The organism is Arthrobacter globiformis, assembly GCF_030815865.1.
Lineage (GTDB): Bacteria > Actinomycetota > Actinomycetes > Actinomycetales > Micrococcaceae > Arthrobacter > Arthrobacter globiformis_B.
Genome location: NZ_JAUSXI010000001.1, coordinates 1,694,201 through 1,708,370 on the forward strand (window position 1 = coordinate 1,694,201; position 14,170 = coordinate 1,708,370).

The following is a 14,170-nucleotide window of genomic DNA, read 5'->3' on the forward strand; positions in this document are numbered from 1 at the left end:
CACGACGCCGGCCGTCCCCGAAAACGGGGAGGCCGGCGTCGTGCGTTTGCTGCGACCGCGGATGGATGCGGTGTCAGCCCGAGTAGGGCTTGGCGGAGATGATCTCCACCGGGATGTCCTTGCCGTTGGGGGCGGTGTAGCTGAGCTTGTCGCCCTCCTTGTGACCCATGATCGCGGCACCGAGCGGGGACTTATCACTGAAGACGTCCAGGTCGGAGTCGCCGGCGATTTCGCGGGAGCCGAGCAGGAAGGTCTCCTCGTCACCGGCGATGCGGGCGACCACGATCATGCCGGGCTCAACGATTCCGTCGTCGGCCGGTGACTCGCCGACGTGGGCGTCGCGGAGCAGGACGGTCAGCTGGCGGATGCGGGCCTCGATCTTGCCCTGCTCTTCCTTCGCAGCGTGGTAGCCGCCGTTCTCCTTGAGGTCACCCTCCTGGCGCGCGGCGTCGATCTTTTGGACGATTTCCGCACGGCCGGGGCCGGAAAGGTGGTCCAGCTCTGCCTTCAGGCGGTCAAAAGCTTCCTGGGTAAGCCAAGCTGCAGGCGCGCTGTTAGTGGTAGACACGGACTTCTCCTCTAGTGGGTGTACAAGCGGTCATACAAACAAACACCCCGCCACGGTGGCCACCTGTGGAACTCAGTAACCATCTCAGCGGGGTAAAGGTATTGATCCATTGTAGTCAATCCCGTGGAGTAAACCCAACAACCAAGCGGCGTGGGTCACAACCTTCTTCTGCTGCCCGTTTTCCTGCGGGCTCCAGGCGGGCCCTAGGAGGCCGAGGGCTTCGGAATCCAGCAGCTGTCCACGACGCCCGAGACGGCCTGCGATTCGGTGCGCAGGACAACCCGCCGGGCGAGGGTGCGCCCGCCGTCGGCACTCTGCCCCTGCGCGTCCTGCTCAACCGGCGGAATGTCGACCACTTTCCAGCCGACAACGGCGAACTTGGAATCGAGCGCCTTAACGGCGCACTTGACCGCAGTGCCGGGTTCCCTCGTCACCTGGAAGTCCACCTCGGCCTGGGTGGCATCCGTGGTCCGGTACCCGATGTCCTTGTAGCTCACCGACGTCGTGGCATTGGACGTGGACACCCAGGCCAGAAAACCCATCCCGATGGCCAAGGCCGTGATAACCGCCCAGCGCTTGGCCTTTCGGGACAGCCTGCGCTTTGGACGGCCATAGCGATTGGCTAGGCTAATGTCTGCAGGCTGGGCAGTGCCCGACTTGTCCTCGGTAGTCACCCTTCCAGTTTAGTGGCGATTCCCCCGGGGAAATATCCGGCGTCAGCATTGCAGCCAGTTCCAGGAGAAAGAGGAGCAGTCCCCCATGACAGCGTCCACCAGTCAGTCGCCGAAGCTTCGCCTGCTGTCAGTCCACGCCCACCCGGATGACGAGTCCAGCAAGGGCGCAGCCACCATGGCCATGTACGCCGCGGCCGGTGTGGACGTTATGGTCGCCACCTGCACGGACGGCTCACGCGGTGGCATCCAGAACCCGGCCATGGAGGGCGAGCCCCATCCCAAGCGCGACATGGCCGGTGCCCGCCGCCTCGAAATGAACGAGGCCGCCCGGATCCTGGGCATCCGGCAGCGCTGGCTGGGCTTCGTGGACTCGGGGCTGCCCGAAGGCGATCCGCTCCCGCCCCTGCCGGCCGGTTGCTTCGCGCTGCAGTCCCTGGAACGGGCCGCGGGCCCCCTCGTCAGGCTGGTCCGGGACTTCAAGCCGCACGTCATCGTCAGCTATGACGAAAACGGCGGCTACCCGCATCCGGACCACATCATGGCGCACCGGGTTGCGGTGGAGGCCTTCGAGGCCGCAGGGGACCCCGCCAGGTATCCCGGCACCGGTGATGCGTGGGAGCCGAGCAAGCTCTACTACGACCGCGCCTTCAGCCCGGAACGCTTCCGTGCCCTGCACTTTGCCCTGGAGGAGGCCGGGCTCCAGTCGCCCTACGCCCAGCGCCTTGCCGCCTGGCTTGAGGCGGACGCTGAAGGGCACACGCCGCCGCCGCCCGCGCATGAAACAACCACCCAGGTGGACTGCGGCGGCTTCTTTGCAACCCGCGACGACGCCCTCCGGGCCCACCGGACGCAGGTGGACCCGCTCGGCTTCTTCTTCGCCGTGTCTGCGGAGATGCAGGCGCGCGCCTGGCCCTGGGAGGACTACACGCTGATCCAATCGAAGGTGGCCACGAAGCTGCCGGAGAAGGACCTCTTCGCGGGGCTAAGATAGAGACAAGAGACATTTTCTATCCCGCGTAGAAGACAGCGTGGCGGCCGAAGCGGCCGCGGCTGCGCGCGTACCAACGGGCCAGGCGTTAGCCCACGCGGCGGACGGCGGCCCCAGCCTTGAGAAGGTTTGAACAGTGCACCATTTGCTCATTGCCCTGGCATCGTCCCCGGCCCCCTCGCCGTCGCTGCGCCCCGGCCTGTCCCAGGACCAGGTCACGCCCGGCCTGCTGGGATTCCTGCTGACCGCTTTCATCGTGGTGCTCACCGCGCTGCTGATCGTGGACATGGTGCGCCGCATCCGCCGGGTGCGGTACCGCGCCCAGGTAGAGGAGGAACGGATGGCTGCCGCCGAGGCCGCGGACATCTCCCGCGACGATGCCGCCAACGGCAATGCAGGCCGCGCCGACACCTGAGCCCGGATCAGGGCAGCCCGGATCGCGGGAGTCCAAGCCGGGGGAGCGCAATGCCCTCGGCACGGAACCCTCTGCCTACCTGCGCCAGCACGCCGGCAACCCGGTGCACTGGCAGCCCTTCGGGGACGCCGCCTTTGCGAGTGCCGCGTCCCGGGACGTCCCCGTGTTCCTGTCCATCGGCTACGCCGCCTGCCATTGGTGCCACGTCATGGCCCGGGAATCCTTCGAGGATCAGGCCACCGCTGACTACCTGAACGGCCATTTCGTGGCAGTCAAGGTGGACCGTGAGGAGCGTCCGGACGTCGACGCCGTCTACATGGCCGCCACGCAAGCCATCAGCGGCGAGGGCGGCTGGCCCATGTCCATCTTCCTGACCCCAGAGGGCCGGGCCTTCCACGCCGGCACCTACTTCCCGCCGCGGCCTATGCCCGGGCGGCCCTCCTTCCGCCAGGTCCTCGAGGCCGTGCATGAGGCCTGGACGGAGCGCCGCGGCGCCGTGGAGGAGAACGCCCGCTCCCTCGCGCAGAACATGGGCCAGGTGCAGCTCGCGGCGGCGGTGGACGTCTCCCGCCCGCCGGAACTGCTCGACGCCGGACTGTTGCCCGCCGCCGTGCGCTCCCTGTCCGGGTCCGAAGACCCCGACGACGGCGGGTTCGGCACCGCCCCCAAGTTCCCGCCGTCGGCCGTTCTGGAGTTCCTGGTCCGGCACGCGGCGGTGCCCTCTGACACCGCCGAAGAGGCCAGGGAGATGGCCGGGCGCACCCTCGCGGCCATGGCCCGCTCGGCGCTCTTCGACCAGCTCGACGGCGGCTTCGCGCGCTATTCGGTGACACGGGACTGGTCCGTTCCGCACTTCGAGAAGATGCTGTACGACAACGCCCAGCTGCTGCGCGTCTACGTGCACTGGGTCAGGCTCGGCGGAACGGCCGGGTTTCCGGCCGTCGAGGCCGCCGACGTTGCGGCGCGCACCGCCGACTGGATGCTCACGGCGCTGGGGCTGCCGGAAGGAGGCCTGGCATCCTCGCTGGATGCCGACTCCGTAGTGGACGGCGAGCACCACGAAGGGGCCAGCTACCTCTGGACCCCCGGAGATCTTGAACGGCTTCTCGGCGCCGAGGATGCCGCGGCCGTCGCCTGGATGATGAACGTCGGCGTCCGCGGCACCGTCTCGGAGCTCGGCTCGCCGCTGCACCCGGGCCGGGCGCTGGACGGTGACGAGGCACGGCTCTGGCTGGACGTGATGCCCAGGCTCCGGGAAGCCCGGGCGCGCCGGCCGCAGCCCGAGCGGGACGAGAAGGTGGTGGCGGGCTGGAACGGGCTCGCTGTGGCTGCGCTAGCAGAGGCCGGGGTAGTCCTGGACCGGCCGGACCTCGTGGCGGCAGCCGGCCGGATCGCCGGATATCTGGAACGGGTCCACTGGCGGCCGGCACCGGAGGAGTCGGCAGCAGGGGTGCGGGCAACAGGGAAGCTGGTCCGGGTTTCGCATAGCGGCGCGGCCCGGGGGATCGGCGGCCTGCTGGAGGACTATGCGTTCTGCGCGGACGGCTTCCTGGCTTTGTATTCGGCCACGGGCTCGGCGCGCTGGTACACGCTGGCCGAGACGGTGATCCAGGCGGCGTGCACCCGGTTCGTGGACGGCGGGCGGCTCGCCGACTCGGCCGGGGAATCGGCGCAGGTGGTCAGCGCCCAAGGTGGGAAGCCCGGCCTGGGCTTCTTTGACGACGCCACGCCCAGCGGGGCTGCGGCCTTTGCCGGGGCCCTGCTTAGCTATGCTGCCCTGTCCGGTTCCGCGGAACACCGGACAATGGCGGGGAGCATCCTCGTCCTGGTGCCCCCGCTCGCCACGCGGGCACCGCGGGTGGCGGGCTGGCTGCTGGCCACAGCGCAGGCCGCGCTGGCGGGGCCGCTGGAGGCCGCCGTCGTCGGACCTGCCGGCCCCGAGCGGGATGCCCTCCACCGCGCGCTGCTGCTGTCCCCGAGTCCGGGGCTGGTGGTGGCGGTAGGGGAGGCTGAGGCGGACGACGGCGGGAAGCCGGCCGAAGTGCCGCTGCTGCGGCAGAGGCCGGCCGGGCCCGGCGGTGCGCCGCTCGTCTACGTCTGCCGCGACATGGTCTGCGACCGGCCCGTGGCGACCGTCGAGGCGGCGTTGGAACGCGTCAGCTCAGCACTGCAATGAGGATGGCTGCGAAGTGCGCGGCAAAGGCCAGCACCGTGAAAGCGTGGAACAGTTCGTGGAAGCCGAAGTGCCAGTAGCTGAAGTTGGGTTTCTTAAGGGCGTAGAACACGGCCCCGGCAATGTACAGGGCCCCGCCGACACAGATCAGCAGCGCCGCCGGGACGCTCGCCGCGAAAAAGGCGGGCAGGTAGAAGAGGGACCCGCAGCCGAGGCCGATGTAGATGGGCACGTACAGCCACCGGGGTGCGTCGGTCCAGAGCAGCCGGAACAGCACGCCAAGGATTGCGGCGGACCAGATCAGCCAGAGCAGGAACTCCGCCGTCGTCCTGTCCAGGAGGCTCCACGCGAGCGGAGTGTAGCTGCCGGCGATCACCAGCATGATGTTGGTGTGGTCCAGCCGTTTGAGGACGCGTTTGACGCCGGGGGACCAGTTGCCGCGGTGGTACACAGCGCTGATGCCGAACAGAAGGACACCGGTGAGGGCATAGATGGCGGACGTGATCTTGCGGTCCGCGGTTGGCGCCACCACAACCAGGACGATACCTGCAGCCAGGGCCAACGGCGCGGTGACCGTGTGGATCCATCCCCGCCACTTGGGCTTGATCGTCAGCAGTTCCGCGATGCGTGCCGCGGCGTCGTCCACGGCGGTGGGTTCTGCCTTCGACGGCTCCGGGGTGCGAGGCTTGGGGGCTCGCGGTCCGCCGTCCGGGGCGTTGCTTTCCATGCCTTCCAGAATAACCTACGTTTCAGTAAGTTACCTTCCGGTAACGTCTCCTTGCCGGGTCCTTGCGGCTCGTTGGTGGGGCTTCGGGCGGCAGCTTGCAAGCTACCGCCGCCTCCGGGCGGTAGCCTAGGACTTGCACAAAAGTCGGACAGCAGGAAGTCAGGTGATTCTCCGGATGGAATGGCCCGGGTTTCTCTATGGCTTCTATGAGCGGAAGCTTCTGCGCTCCCTGGAGCCGGGGCGGATCCCAAGGCACATCGGCGTAATGGTGGACGGCAACCGGCGCTGGGCCCGGCAGTTCAATGCCCCCACCAGCCAGGGCCACCAGGCCGGCGCGGACAAGATCCATGAGTTCCTCGGCTGGTGCCAGGAGCTGGGCGTCAGGGTGGTCACCCTGTACATGCTCTCCACGGACAACATGAACCGTTCCGGCGAAGAGCTTGACCTGTTGATGGGAATCATCGCTAACACGCTGGACCGGCTCGACGAAGACGCCGACATTTCGGTCCACGCCATGGGCGCCCCGGAGCTGCTCCCGGACTACCTGGCGGACCGACTGACCACGCTCACGGCCCGGACGCCGGTGCGGGAAAAGCTGCACGTAAACGTGGCCGTCGGCTACGGCGGCCGGCGCGAGATCGTGGACGCGGTGCGCGAGCTGCTGCACGACGCCGTGGCGCACAAGGCGGACATCAGTGAACTTGCCGACTCCCTGAGCGTGGAGGACATCTCGCGCTTCCTCTATACGCGCGGCCAGCCTGATCCGGACCTGGTCATCCGGACCTCCGGCGAGCAGCGCCTCTCCGGCTTCCTGATGTGGCAGAGCGCCTACAGCGAGTTTTACTTCTGCGAGGCACTTTGGCCGGCCTTCCGGAAGGTGGATTTCCTTCGCGCCCTGCGGGACTACGCCGGCAGGCAGCGGCGCTTCGGTGCGTAGCGTTGTTGGCGTCTGTTGGCATTCCGCCTGGGCCGCCGCCGTTCAGCCGCCGCCGTTCAGCCGCCGCCGTTCAGCCGCCGCCGTTCAGCCGCCGCCGTTCACGCCAAATTCACACGCCGGCAACAGGAATCGCCGGAAGAAGACGTTGGAAATTAGTTCGGGGCGAATTACGTTGAATCCATCAGCAGGCAAACCGCCGGCTGATCGGGGAGGCCAGTACATGGAGCGATTCTTCGCACCGGTTGTATGGGAGGCCGGATCCGGCCTCGTGGCCGAGCCGCCTCACCAATAACAATTCCGGGCAGCGCCCCGGGGCTGGAGTCGATGTGGCTATTTCTGAACAACTGCCCGACGTCATCACGGACAAGGGTGAGAAGGCTACCTCTCGCGCCAAGCGAGCCAATTCAAAGACCGGTGCGGACACGAAAGACGCCGCAGCCGGTCTTGCTGTTTCCGGCCCACAGACTGAATCCCAGCCATCAGTCTCCACTTTCGTCATCGACACCTCGGTGCTGCTCTCCGACCCCCGCGCCCTGCTGCGGTTCGCGGAGCACGAAGTTATTGTGCCGATCGTGGTGATCACCGAACTTGAAGGGAAGCGGCATGACCCCGAACTCGGCTACTTCGCACGGAAGGCGCTCCGGCTCCTTGATGACCTTCGCATCCAGCACGGCGGGCTGAACCGGCCCATCCCGCTGGGCGACGCCGGCGGTACGCTCATGATCGAGATGAACCACATCTCGGCCGAAGTCCTGCCGGCCGGGTTCCGCGGCGGGGACAACGACAGCCGCATCCTCGCCGTCGCGAAGAACCTCTCCAACGAGGGGCGCAACGTCACCGTGGTGTCCAAGGATCTCCCCATGCGGGTCAAGGCCTCGGCCATGGGCCTGCTGGCCGACGAATACCGCAACGAGCTCGTTAAGGATTCCGGCTGGACCGGCGTCGCCGAGATCGATGCGAGCGACGAGGAGATCTCCACGCTCTACGGACACGAACCGGTCTTCATCCCGGCGGCTGCAGAGATGCCGGTCAACACCGGCCTTGTGGTGCTCTCCAGCCGCGGCTCGGCTCTCGGCCGTGTTGGTGCCGACAAGCAGGTCCGCCTGGTCAAGGGGGACCGCGACATTTTCGGCCTCCACGGGCGCTCCGCGGAGCAGCGGCTCGCCATCGATCTGCTGATGGACCCCGCGGTGGGCATCGTGTCCCTGGGCGGGCGCGCGGGCACCGGTAAGTCGGCCCTTGCCCTGTGTGCCGGCCTGGAGGCGGTGCTGGAACGCCGCGAGCACCGTAAGGTGATCGTCTTCCGCCCGCTCTTCGCGGTAGGCGGCCAGGAGCTCGGCTACCTGCCGGGCTCGGAGCAGGAAAAGATGAACCCCTGGGCACAGGCGGTTTTCGACACCCTGGGCGCGCTCGTGAGCCAGGAGGTCGTGGAGGAGGTCATGGACCGGGGCATGCTGGAGGTCATGCCGCTGACCCACATCCGTGGACGCTCACTGCACGACGCCTTCGTGATCGTGGACGAGGCCCAGTCGCTCGAAAAGAACGTCCTGCTGACCGTCATGAGCCGGATCGGGCAGAACTCGAAGATCGTCCTCACCCACGACGTCGCCCAGCGCGACAACCTCCGGGTCGGACGGCACGACGGCGTCGCAGCCGTCGTAGAAACCCTGAAGGGCCACCCGCTCTTCGGCCACATCACCCTCACCCGCTCCGAACGCTCGCCCATCGCGGCACTCGTCACGGACCTGCTCGAAGGGGCGTAACTCACGGCGGGGTGCCGGGGCTGCGTTCCGCGGCAACGGCGCCCCGCCGTCGCTGGTTAAGCTTGCCGGAACCAGCGAGACTGCCGATTGACGTCGGTTCGCCAAATGTGGCCGCGCCGGCCCGCTGCGCCACTGCCGCTGGTTGAGCTGGTCGAAACCGGTTCCCCTCGGCTTCGATAAGCTCAACCAGCGGCGACCCCCAGGAGGAACCTTGCCGTGGGTTCGTGGCCTTCCACCTTTAGGTGCCAGTCAGGGCGGCGGAAGCCTTCCGGGGTGAGGCGCACCCGCTGAACCGTCTCCTGCTTGCCGCCCCGGGACATGCGGGTGACGCCGTTCAGTTCGTAGCCGAGCGACCGGGAGACGCCCAGGGAGGCGGCGTTCCAGTCGGCGGCGTCAGATTCGCAGACTTCTGCGCCGAGCCAGTCAAAGGCGTAAAGCGCCACCGCCGCCCGCATCTCCTTGCCGAAGCCGCGGCCCTGCGCGCTCTTCCGCAGCCATGACCCGCTCGCGACTGTGCGGAGGGCCGTAAAGTCCCTCGCCGCGATGTCCTGGCAGCCGAGGAAGGTGTCCTCGTGCCAGACGCCCAGCGTCAGCGTCCATGACTCGGGGGTGGAGGCGGCACGGCATTGCCAATACCAGCGGGCCATGTTGGCTCCCAGGTCGCCGGCTGGGACAGCGGTCCAGGGTGTGCTGAACGGGTTGCGGCCCTGTTCGTGGATACCACTGGCCGCCGCTTCAACCGCGGCAGGGATGTGGTCGTCGCGCAGTGGCCGCAGCGTGAGCCGGGGAGTGGCCAAGGTGAGCGCGAATGGAGGCCACACGGAGATCAGCTCGGTCATGCCGGAAGCCTAGCCGATGCAGGCCCCGCCTATGCCGCTGCGGCACCGCCGTCAGCTGGTGTGGTGCGACAGGCCGAGGGACAGCCGGGTATTGCCGGGCCCCTCCAGCACCAGGGCAATCGCCTGGTTGGGAAGCTCAAAGACCATGGTGGCGTCCGCGGTATCTCCCTGCCGGAGCTGCGCTTTCGCCGGTGACGTCCAGAGCGGATGAATGCTGTTGGCGCCCAGCCCCGTCACCGAGAACTGCGACGTGTCCAGCGTGATGCCTGCACCTTCGAGAGCCGTGAACTGAACCAGAATCCTCACCCGGTGGGTCCCCGCGGACGGGCCCTCGTCCAGGACCTGGACTCGTTCCGGCGGAAGCCAGCCGTCCTTTTCCAGCGGGATGATGCCATTGACCCGCGCCGTTCCGCCGGGGATCACCGCGCTCGCGCCCAGCGGGGTGCTGGCCTCCGGCTTGGCCGTAAGGAAGAGATATCCCAGCACGAGCCCCAGGGCGCAAAGCAGGGAGAGTGGGATCACCAGCAGCTTCCGACGGCGCGGGGTACCGGTCCTGCCGGTGGCGGCCGTGTCAGGTGTCGATACGTCTGGAGCCATGGTTGACATGGCATGAGTTTGCGGCCGGCAGGTTGGAAAAAACCTGCGCGGCACCCCGCATTCCGGGTGGCCCGACAGGCGGGGTTCGACAGGCTGGGTTCGTCAGGCGGGGTTGGGACGCAGCGGCCACTGGATGTGCTCGCGCACATCAGTGAGGTTCATCGGTTCCGCCACGAAAAGATCGTCCAGCATGTACTCATCCACGGCCAGGATCCGGATGCAGTGCCCGGGAATCTGCCCCTCGCCGTCGAGCGGTCCGGCGGAGACGCACACTCCGGTCCCGGCATCAATGCGGATTCTGGTCCGGCCCGGTCCGCACAGGGGTGCTGCCGGATCCAGCGGACGGTACCCGGCATTCGGTGAGACCACGGTTTCCAGCGCCGCGCGGCCTTCGTGCGTCACCTCCTGAACGGGCTCCAACAGTTCGACGGCGTTGGCATTCGGGAACTCCAGCGGCACCGGGGCATTTCCCGCCAGCTCCACCGGATCCAGTGCAGCAGCGAACCGGCCGTTTCCGAATGAGGGTTCGCCGTACGCGGCCTCCGGGCGGCGCCGCACCAGCCCGCCGTCGTCGTAGACCGGCGTCACCAGATGCGCGGGAAGAAGCCACGACTTCCGGGTGGCGCTGATGTACAGGCCGTCACGGGAATCGTTGATGCCCGTGGTGCTGCCGAGCAGCGTGCCGTTGTCGGACTCCAGGCGCAGCGCGCCGGGGCGGCGCAGCCAGGCGCGGACGGTACCGCTGCCGGGAGTTTCGGTGTATTCGAAGCGCAGGGACTGCCATTTCCACGGGGACGAGCGGCACAGGTTGCGAAAGGAGGCGGCCGACGTGGGCGTCGCACCGCCGCCGTGTTCCTGCCGGTGTTTGGCGTCCCAGGTCCCCATATCCACAGTTTACGCGCGGCCCCGGGCGGCCGGCGGGCCAATCCAGTAGCATCCGAGAGTGATCCAACGACTTGACGGACTATGGGAAGCGGCACCACTCGCGTTCTGGCTGCTGCTGGCCGCGTGCGCCTACTTCGCCGTGATGGCGGTGCGGCTCACGGTCATCGACGTGCGGCACCATCTCCTGCCGAACCGGATTGTCTTTCCCTCCTATGGCATTGCCGGTGTGCTGCTGCTGGGGGCGGTGCTCACCCTCGCGACGGTGGAACCGTCCGGACTGCCCGACGGCGCGGCCCGCCTTTTCGGGGTGCCCGCGCTGAGGATTGCGGCCGGGGGAGCGGTACTGTGGCTCTTCTACTTCGTGCTGCGGCTGGTGTATCCGCCCGGCATGGGCTTCGGGGACGTGAAACTCGCCGGCGTCCTGGGGCTGTACCTGGGCTACCTCGGCTGGCCGCATGTCTTTGCCGGGACGTTCGCAGCGTTCCTGCTCGGCGGCCTTTGGAGCATCGGCCTGCTGGTACTGCGGCGCGGGACGCTCAAATCGGCCATTCCGTTCGGGCCGTTCATGCTGGCGGGGGCCGCGGCGGCGATGGTCCTGCTGCCCGCGGGTTAGCTGCGGGCAGGGGCATTGGACGCGGTGCGGCGCGGGCACCGGTCCGGCTAGGCTAAACCTATGCCGGCACCCGAATTTGTCCTGAAGCTCCGGGAAAAAATCGGCCACGACCCGCTGTGGGTTCCTGCTGTGCGGGGTGTGGTGTTTAACGACGACGGCCACATCCTGCTGGGCCAGAGGTCCGACAACGGCAGGTGGACCTTGATTACAGGGATGCTGGAGCCCGGTGAGCATCCCGCGCCCGGACTGCTGCGGGAGATCTTCGAAGAGACCGCCGTCGTGGCCGAAACGGAGCGGATGGTGTCCGTCGGTGTAGTAGGGCCGGTGACGTTCCCTAACGGCGACGTCTGCGATTTCCTGGACATCGTGTTCCGCTGCCGCCACGTCTCCGGTGAGGCGCGGGTGAACGACGACGAGTCCCTGGCCGTGGGCTGGTTTGCGTTGGACGGGTTACCGGATCTGCAGCCTGGAGACCGGGAATGCATCCGCCGTGCACTGCTGCCGGGGGACTCAGTCCACTACGAGCCCTGAGTTCCCCGGCAGCTCTTCTAAACCGTGGCGGATTGCCGCTGTGCCTCGAGAAGCTCGGCCTCCTCGCCGCCCACCGCCTCGCCGCGGGCCACCATGCCGGCGGTGTCCGAGAGCGGGATCTGCTTCAGCGTGATGGCCAGGAGCAGTGCAACGGCGATGAACGGGACGAGGTACCAGAACACCGGTGCCAGGGAATCGGCGTAGGCGTTGACGATCGCGTCGCGGAGCTGCCCGGGAAGCTGGCCCAGGGTCTGCGGATCCAGCGTCTTGGTTGACTGGGAGGCCTGGCCGGCCGACGCTCCGGCGCCAGTGAAGGCGTTCGTCAGGGACTCCGCCAGCCGGTTGGTGAAGATCGAGCCGAACACCGCCACGCCCAGGGCAGCCCCCACTTCGCGGAAGTAGTTGTTGGTGCTGGTGGCCGTGCCGATCTGGTCCGCCGGAACGGAGTTCTGCACCACGAGGACGATGACCTGCATGATCAGGCCGAGGCCGGACCCGAACAGGAACAGCTGGACGCAGATGATCCAGATGGGCGTCTCGGCCGACAATCTGGTGAACCACAGCATGGCGGCGATGGTCAGGCTGGCGCCAAAAATCGGGAACATCTTGTACTTGCCGGTCTTGGAGATGCGTACACCGGAGTAGATGGACGTTCCCATCAGGCCGGCCATCATCGGGAGCATGAGGAGCCCGGACTGCGCGGCGGAGGTGCCCGACGACATCTGCAGGAACGTGGGCACGAAGGCAATGGCGGCGAACATGCCCAGGCCCAAGGTGAAGCCGATGGCCGTGGAGTTCACGAAGATTCGGTTCCGGAACAGGCTCAGCGGGATGATCGGATCTTCCGCGCGGCGTTCGACGGCGACGAAGGCCGCTGCGGCGAGGACCAGACCGGCGCCGAAGGCCCAAGTCAGGGGCGAATCCCAGCCCTCGTCCTTCTTGCCCCCGAAGTCCGTGAAGAAGATCAGGCAGGTGGTGGCAACAGAGAGGAACAGGACGCCCAGGAAGTCGATCCGCTTTTCGGCTTTCTTGTTGGGAAGCGTCAGGGTGAACCAGGCGATGGTGAAGGCGGCGATGCCGATGGGAATGTTGATGTAGAAAGCCCACTCCCAGGTGAGGTGGTCAACGAAGAAGCCGCCCAGCAGCGGTCCGGCCACGGCCGAGAGGCCAAAGATGGCGCCCAGCGGTCCCATGTACTTGCCGCGCTCCTTGGCGGGAACGATGTCCGCGATGATGGCCTGCGAGAGGATCATCAGGCCGCCGCCGCCCAGGCCTTGGATACCCCGGAAGACGACAAAGCCCCAGAAATCCGTGGCGAAGGCACAGCCTACGGACGCAAGCGTGAACAGTGCGATGGCGACGAGGAAGAGGTTCCTGCGGCCGAGGATGTCGCCGAACTTGCCGTAGACCGGCATGACGATGGTGGTGGCGAGGAGGTACGCGGTGGTGATCCAGGCCTGGTGCTCGACGCCGCCGAGCTTGCCGACAATGGTGGGCATGGCCGTGGAGACGATGGTCTGGTCGAGGCTGGAGAGGAGCATGCCGGCGATCAGCGCGGAGAAGATGATCCAGATGCGTTTCTGGGTCAGCAGCAGCGGTCCGGCTGCGGCTTTGGAACTGACGGCGGTGCTCATGGCTGTCCTTCTGCGGAAGATGATTCAGGGAATTTGAGGGGCTGTGAGAAGAGCAGGCACGCGGAGGAGATGTTTTCCTTCAGCAGGTCCTTGTAGGAGCGGGTGTTGCCTTCGGAGAAATAGGCCATGCTGGTGTGCCGGGCAATGCTGCCCATGGCGACAACGGCCATGCGGACGACCGGGTGGTCCGGGGACACGCCTTCGCGGGCGGCGAGCACGCGGCCAAAGTGGGCTTCGCGTTCTTCGGTGGCGCCGATGATCTTGAGCATCAGCTGTGGTTCTTTTTTGATGACGCCGATCAGCTGGCGGGTTTCCTCTTCGGAAGAACTCATCCGTTCCGACATCCTCAGCGCCAGCGTCACCAGGTCCTGCAGCAAGGTGTTGGAGATCCCGCCGGGCGTGGAGGTGGATCCGGCGCCGCCGCGGATGAAATCGGTGAAGATTTCCTCGGGCATCTCGTCGTCCACGTGCCCCAGGATGGCGTCTTCCTTGGTGGGGAAGTAGTTGAAGAAGGTTCGCCGGGAGATGCCCGCCTGTTCACAGACATCCTCCACGGTGTAGCCGCTGAGGCCGCGCTCGGACGTCAGGGAACGGGCGACGGCGGTAATCGCTGCCCGCGTTGCGGCCCGCTTGCGCTCGCGGAGTCCCACGCCAATAATTGCACTGTCATTCACATAGTGAAGTTTTGCACTAATACTGGTTTAGTGCAATTTGGTCGACGGGTTCTCCCGCCGACGCAGTCGCAGCCATTCCCTAGGGGATGAGTTTTTGTCCACATATCGCGACTTCGGGAGCCTCTAAGTGGCGATATCTGGACAAAAACTCC

The 14,170-nt window shown here is 67.0% G+C and carries 15 protein-coding genes; 7 read left to right on the forward strand and 8 right to left on the reverse strand.

Annotated elements, in window-relative coordinates:
- Positions 1 to 73 precede the first annotated feature (73 nt).
- Both greA and QFZ33_RS07810 read right to left on the reverse strand, forming a co-directional pair.
- Positions 74 to 568: a transcription elongation factor GreA gene (greA, locus tag QFZ33_RS07805; protein WP_214850024.1), complete on the reverse strand. Its 495-nt coding sequence runs from the start codon at positions 566 to 568 to the stop codon at positions 74 to 76.
- A gap of 203 nt (positions 569 to 771) precedes the next feature.
- Positions 772 to 1,242 (reverse strand): DUF4307 domain-containing protein, encoded by a 471-nt coding sequence (locus tag QFZ33_RS07810; RefSeq protein ID WP_307026334.1) that lies wholly within the window; start codon positions 1,240 to 1,242, stop codon positions 772 to 774.
- A gap of 85 nt (positions 1,243 to 1,327) precedes the next feature.
- On the opposite strand from QFZ33_RS07810, the gene mca reads away from it, so the two are divergent.
- The 3 genes from mca to QFZ33_RS07825 all read left to right on the forward strand — a co-directional run bounded on the left by mca (position 1,328) and on the right by QFZ33_RS07825 (position 4,821).
- The gene (gene mca, locus QFZ33_RS07815) at positions 1,328 to 2,233 is read left to right on the forward strand and encodes a mycothiol conjugate amidase Mca (protein ID WP_307026336.1); all 906 of its coding nucleotides are present in this window, start codon (positions 1,328 to 1,330) and stop codon (positions 2,231 to 2,233) included.
- A 133-nt stretch (positions 2,234 to 2,366) separates the two neighbouring features.
- Positions 2,367 to 2,645 carry a hypothetical protein gene (locus tag QFZ33_RS07820; RefSeq protein ID WP_214850043.1) on the forward strand — a complete coding sequence of 93 codons (279 nt, stop codon included), beginning with the start codon at positions 2,367 to 2,369 and terminating at the stop codon, positions 2,643 to 2,645.
- A complete protein-coding gene (locus QFZ33_RS07825; RefSeq protein ID WP_307026339.1) occupies positions 2,623 to 4,821 on the forward strand; it encodes a thioredoxin domain-containing protein in 2,199 nt (732 codons plus the stop codon). The genes QFZ33_RS07820 and QFZ33_RS07825 overlap by 23 nt, the downstream gene beginning before the upstream one ends.
- Here the strand turns inward: QFZ33_RS07825 and trhA are convergent.
- The gene (gene trhA / locus QFZ33_RS07830; RefSeq protein ID WP_307031707.1) at positions 4,802 to 5,443 is read right to left on the reverse strand and encodes a PAQR family membrane homeostasis protein TrhA; all 642 of its coding nucleotides are present in this window, start codon (positions 5,441 to 5,443) and stop codon (positions 4,802 to 4,804) included. The two genes, QFZ33_RS07825 and trhA, sit on opposite strands and share 20 nt — an antisense overlap.
- A gap of 277 nt (positions 5,444 to 5,720) precedes the next feature.
- Here trhA and QFZ33_RS07835 point away from each other — a divergent pair, with 277 nt between their 5' ends.
- Together QFZ33_RS07835 and QFZ33_RS07840 are read left to right on the forward strand one after the other, a co-directional pair.
- Entirely contained in the window at positions 5,721 to 6,482 is a 762-nt protein-coding gene (locus QFZ33_RS07835; protein WP_307031709.1) for an isoprenyl transferase, read from the forward strand.
- A 326-nt stretch (positions 6,483 to 6,808) separates the two neighbouring features.
- Positions 6,809 to 8,245, forward strand: a complete 1,437-nt coding sequence (locus QFZ33_RS07840) for a PhoH family protein (RefSeq protein ID WP_307026342.1) — start codon at positions 6,809 to 6,811, stop codon at positions 8,243 to 8,245.
- Between the two features lie 182 nt (positions 8,246 to 8,427).
- On the opposite strand, the gene QFZ33_RS07845 is transcribed toward QFZ33_RS07840, so the two are convergent.
- The 3 genes from QFZ33_RS07845 to QFZ33_RS07855 form a co-directional block, all read right to left on the reverse strand.
- Complete coding sequence (locus QFZ33_RS07845; protein ID WP_307026344.1) at positions 8,428 to 9,084, reverse strand: GNAT family N-acetyltransferase; 657 nt, start codon at positions 9,082 to 9,084, stop codon at positions 8,428 to 8,430.
- Positions 9,085 to 9,135: 51 nt separating this feature from the next.
- Positions 9,136 to 9,690, reverse strand: a complete 555-nt coding sequence (locus QFZ33_RS07850) for a hypothetical protein (protein ID WP_307026346.1) — start codon at positions 9,688 to 9,690, stop codon at positions 9,136 to 9,138.
- Between the two features lie 93 nt (positions 9,691 to 9,783).
- Positions 9,784 to 10,566: a hypothetical protein gene (locus QFZ33_RS07855; protein ID WP_307026348.1), complete on the reverse strand. Its 783-nt coding sequence runs from the start codon at positions 10,564 to 10,566 to the stop codon at positions 9,784 to 9,786.
- Between the two features lie 58 nt (positions 10,567 to 10,624).
- Between QFZ33_RS07855 and QFZ33_RS07860 the strand changes: the two genes are divergently transcribed.
- Together QFZ33_RS07860 and QFZ33_RS07865 are read left to right on the forward strand one after the other, a co-directional pair.
- Positions 10,625 to 11,179, forward strand: a complete 555-nt coding sequence (locus tag QFZ33_RS07860; RefSeq protein WP_307026350.1) for a prepilin peptidase — start codon at positions 10,625 to 10,627, stop codon at positions 11,177 to 11,179.
- A gap of 60 nt (positions 11,180 to 11,239) precedes the next feature.
- Positions 11,240 to 11,710, forward strand: coding sequence for an NUDIX hydrolase (locus QFZ33_RS07865; protein WP_307026352.1), 471 nt, complete (start codon positions 11,240 to 11,242; stop codon positions 11,708 to 11,710).
- A 17-nt stretch (positions 11,711 to 11,727) separates the two neighbouring features.
- Here the strand turns inward: QFZ33_RS07865 and QFZ33_RS07870 are convergent, their stop codons facing one another.
- A complete protein-coding gene (locus QFZ33_RS07870) occupies positions 11,728 to 13,344 on the reverse strand; it encodes an MDR family MFS transporter (RefSeq protein WP_307026354.1) in 1,617 nt (538 codons plus the stop codon).
- Positions 13,341 to 14,018 carry a TetR/AcrR family transcriptional regulator gene (locus QFZ33_RS07875; RefSeq protein ID WP_307026356.1) on the reverse strand — a complete coding sequence of 226 codons (678 nt, stop codon included), beginning with the start codon at positions 14,016 to 14,018 and terminating at the stop codon, positions 13,341 to 13,343. Before QFZ33_RS07875 ends, QFZ33_RS07870 begins: the two co-directional genes overlap by 4 nt.
- Between the last annotated feature and the right edge of the window lie 152 nt (positions 14,019 to 14,170).

Bases quoted from the DNA above. Each gene is read 5' to 3' on its own strand.
- QFZ33_RS07865 (WP_307026352.1), top strand. From the start codon at position 11,240: ATGCCGGCACCCGAATTTGTCCTGAAGCTCCGGGAAAAAATCGGCCAC.
- QFZ33_RS07825 (WP_307026339.1), top strand. From the start codon at position 2,623: ATGCAGGCCGCGCCGACACCTGAGCCCGGATCAGGGCAGCCCGGATCG.
- QFZ33_RS07870 (WP_307026354.1), bottom strand. From the start codon at position 13,344: ATGAGCACCGCCGTCAGTTCCAAAGCCGCAGCCGGACCGCTGCTGCTG.
- QFZ33_RS07835 (WP_307031709.1), top strand. From the start codon at position 5,721: ATGGAATGGCCCGGGTTTCTCTATGGCTTCTATGAGCGGAAGCTTCTG.
- QFZ33_RS07845 (WP_307026344.1), bottom strand. From the start codon at position 9,084: ATGACCGAGCTGATCTCCGTGTGGCCTCCATTCGCGCTCACCTTGGCC.
- QFZ33_RS07850 (WP_307026346.1), bottom strand. From the start codon at position 9,690: ATGTCAACCATGGCTCCAGACGTATCGACACCTGACACGGCCGCCACC.
- QFZ33_RS07855 (WP_307026348.1), bottom strand. From the start codon at position 10,566: ATGGGGACCTGGGACGCCAAACACCGGCAGGAACACGGCGGCGGTGCG.
- mca (WP_307026336.1), top strand. From the start codon at position 1,328: ATGACAGCGTCCACCAGTCAGTCGCCGAAGCTTCGCCTGCTGTCAGTC.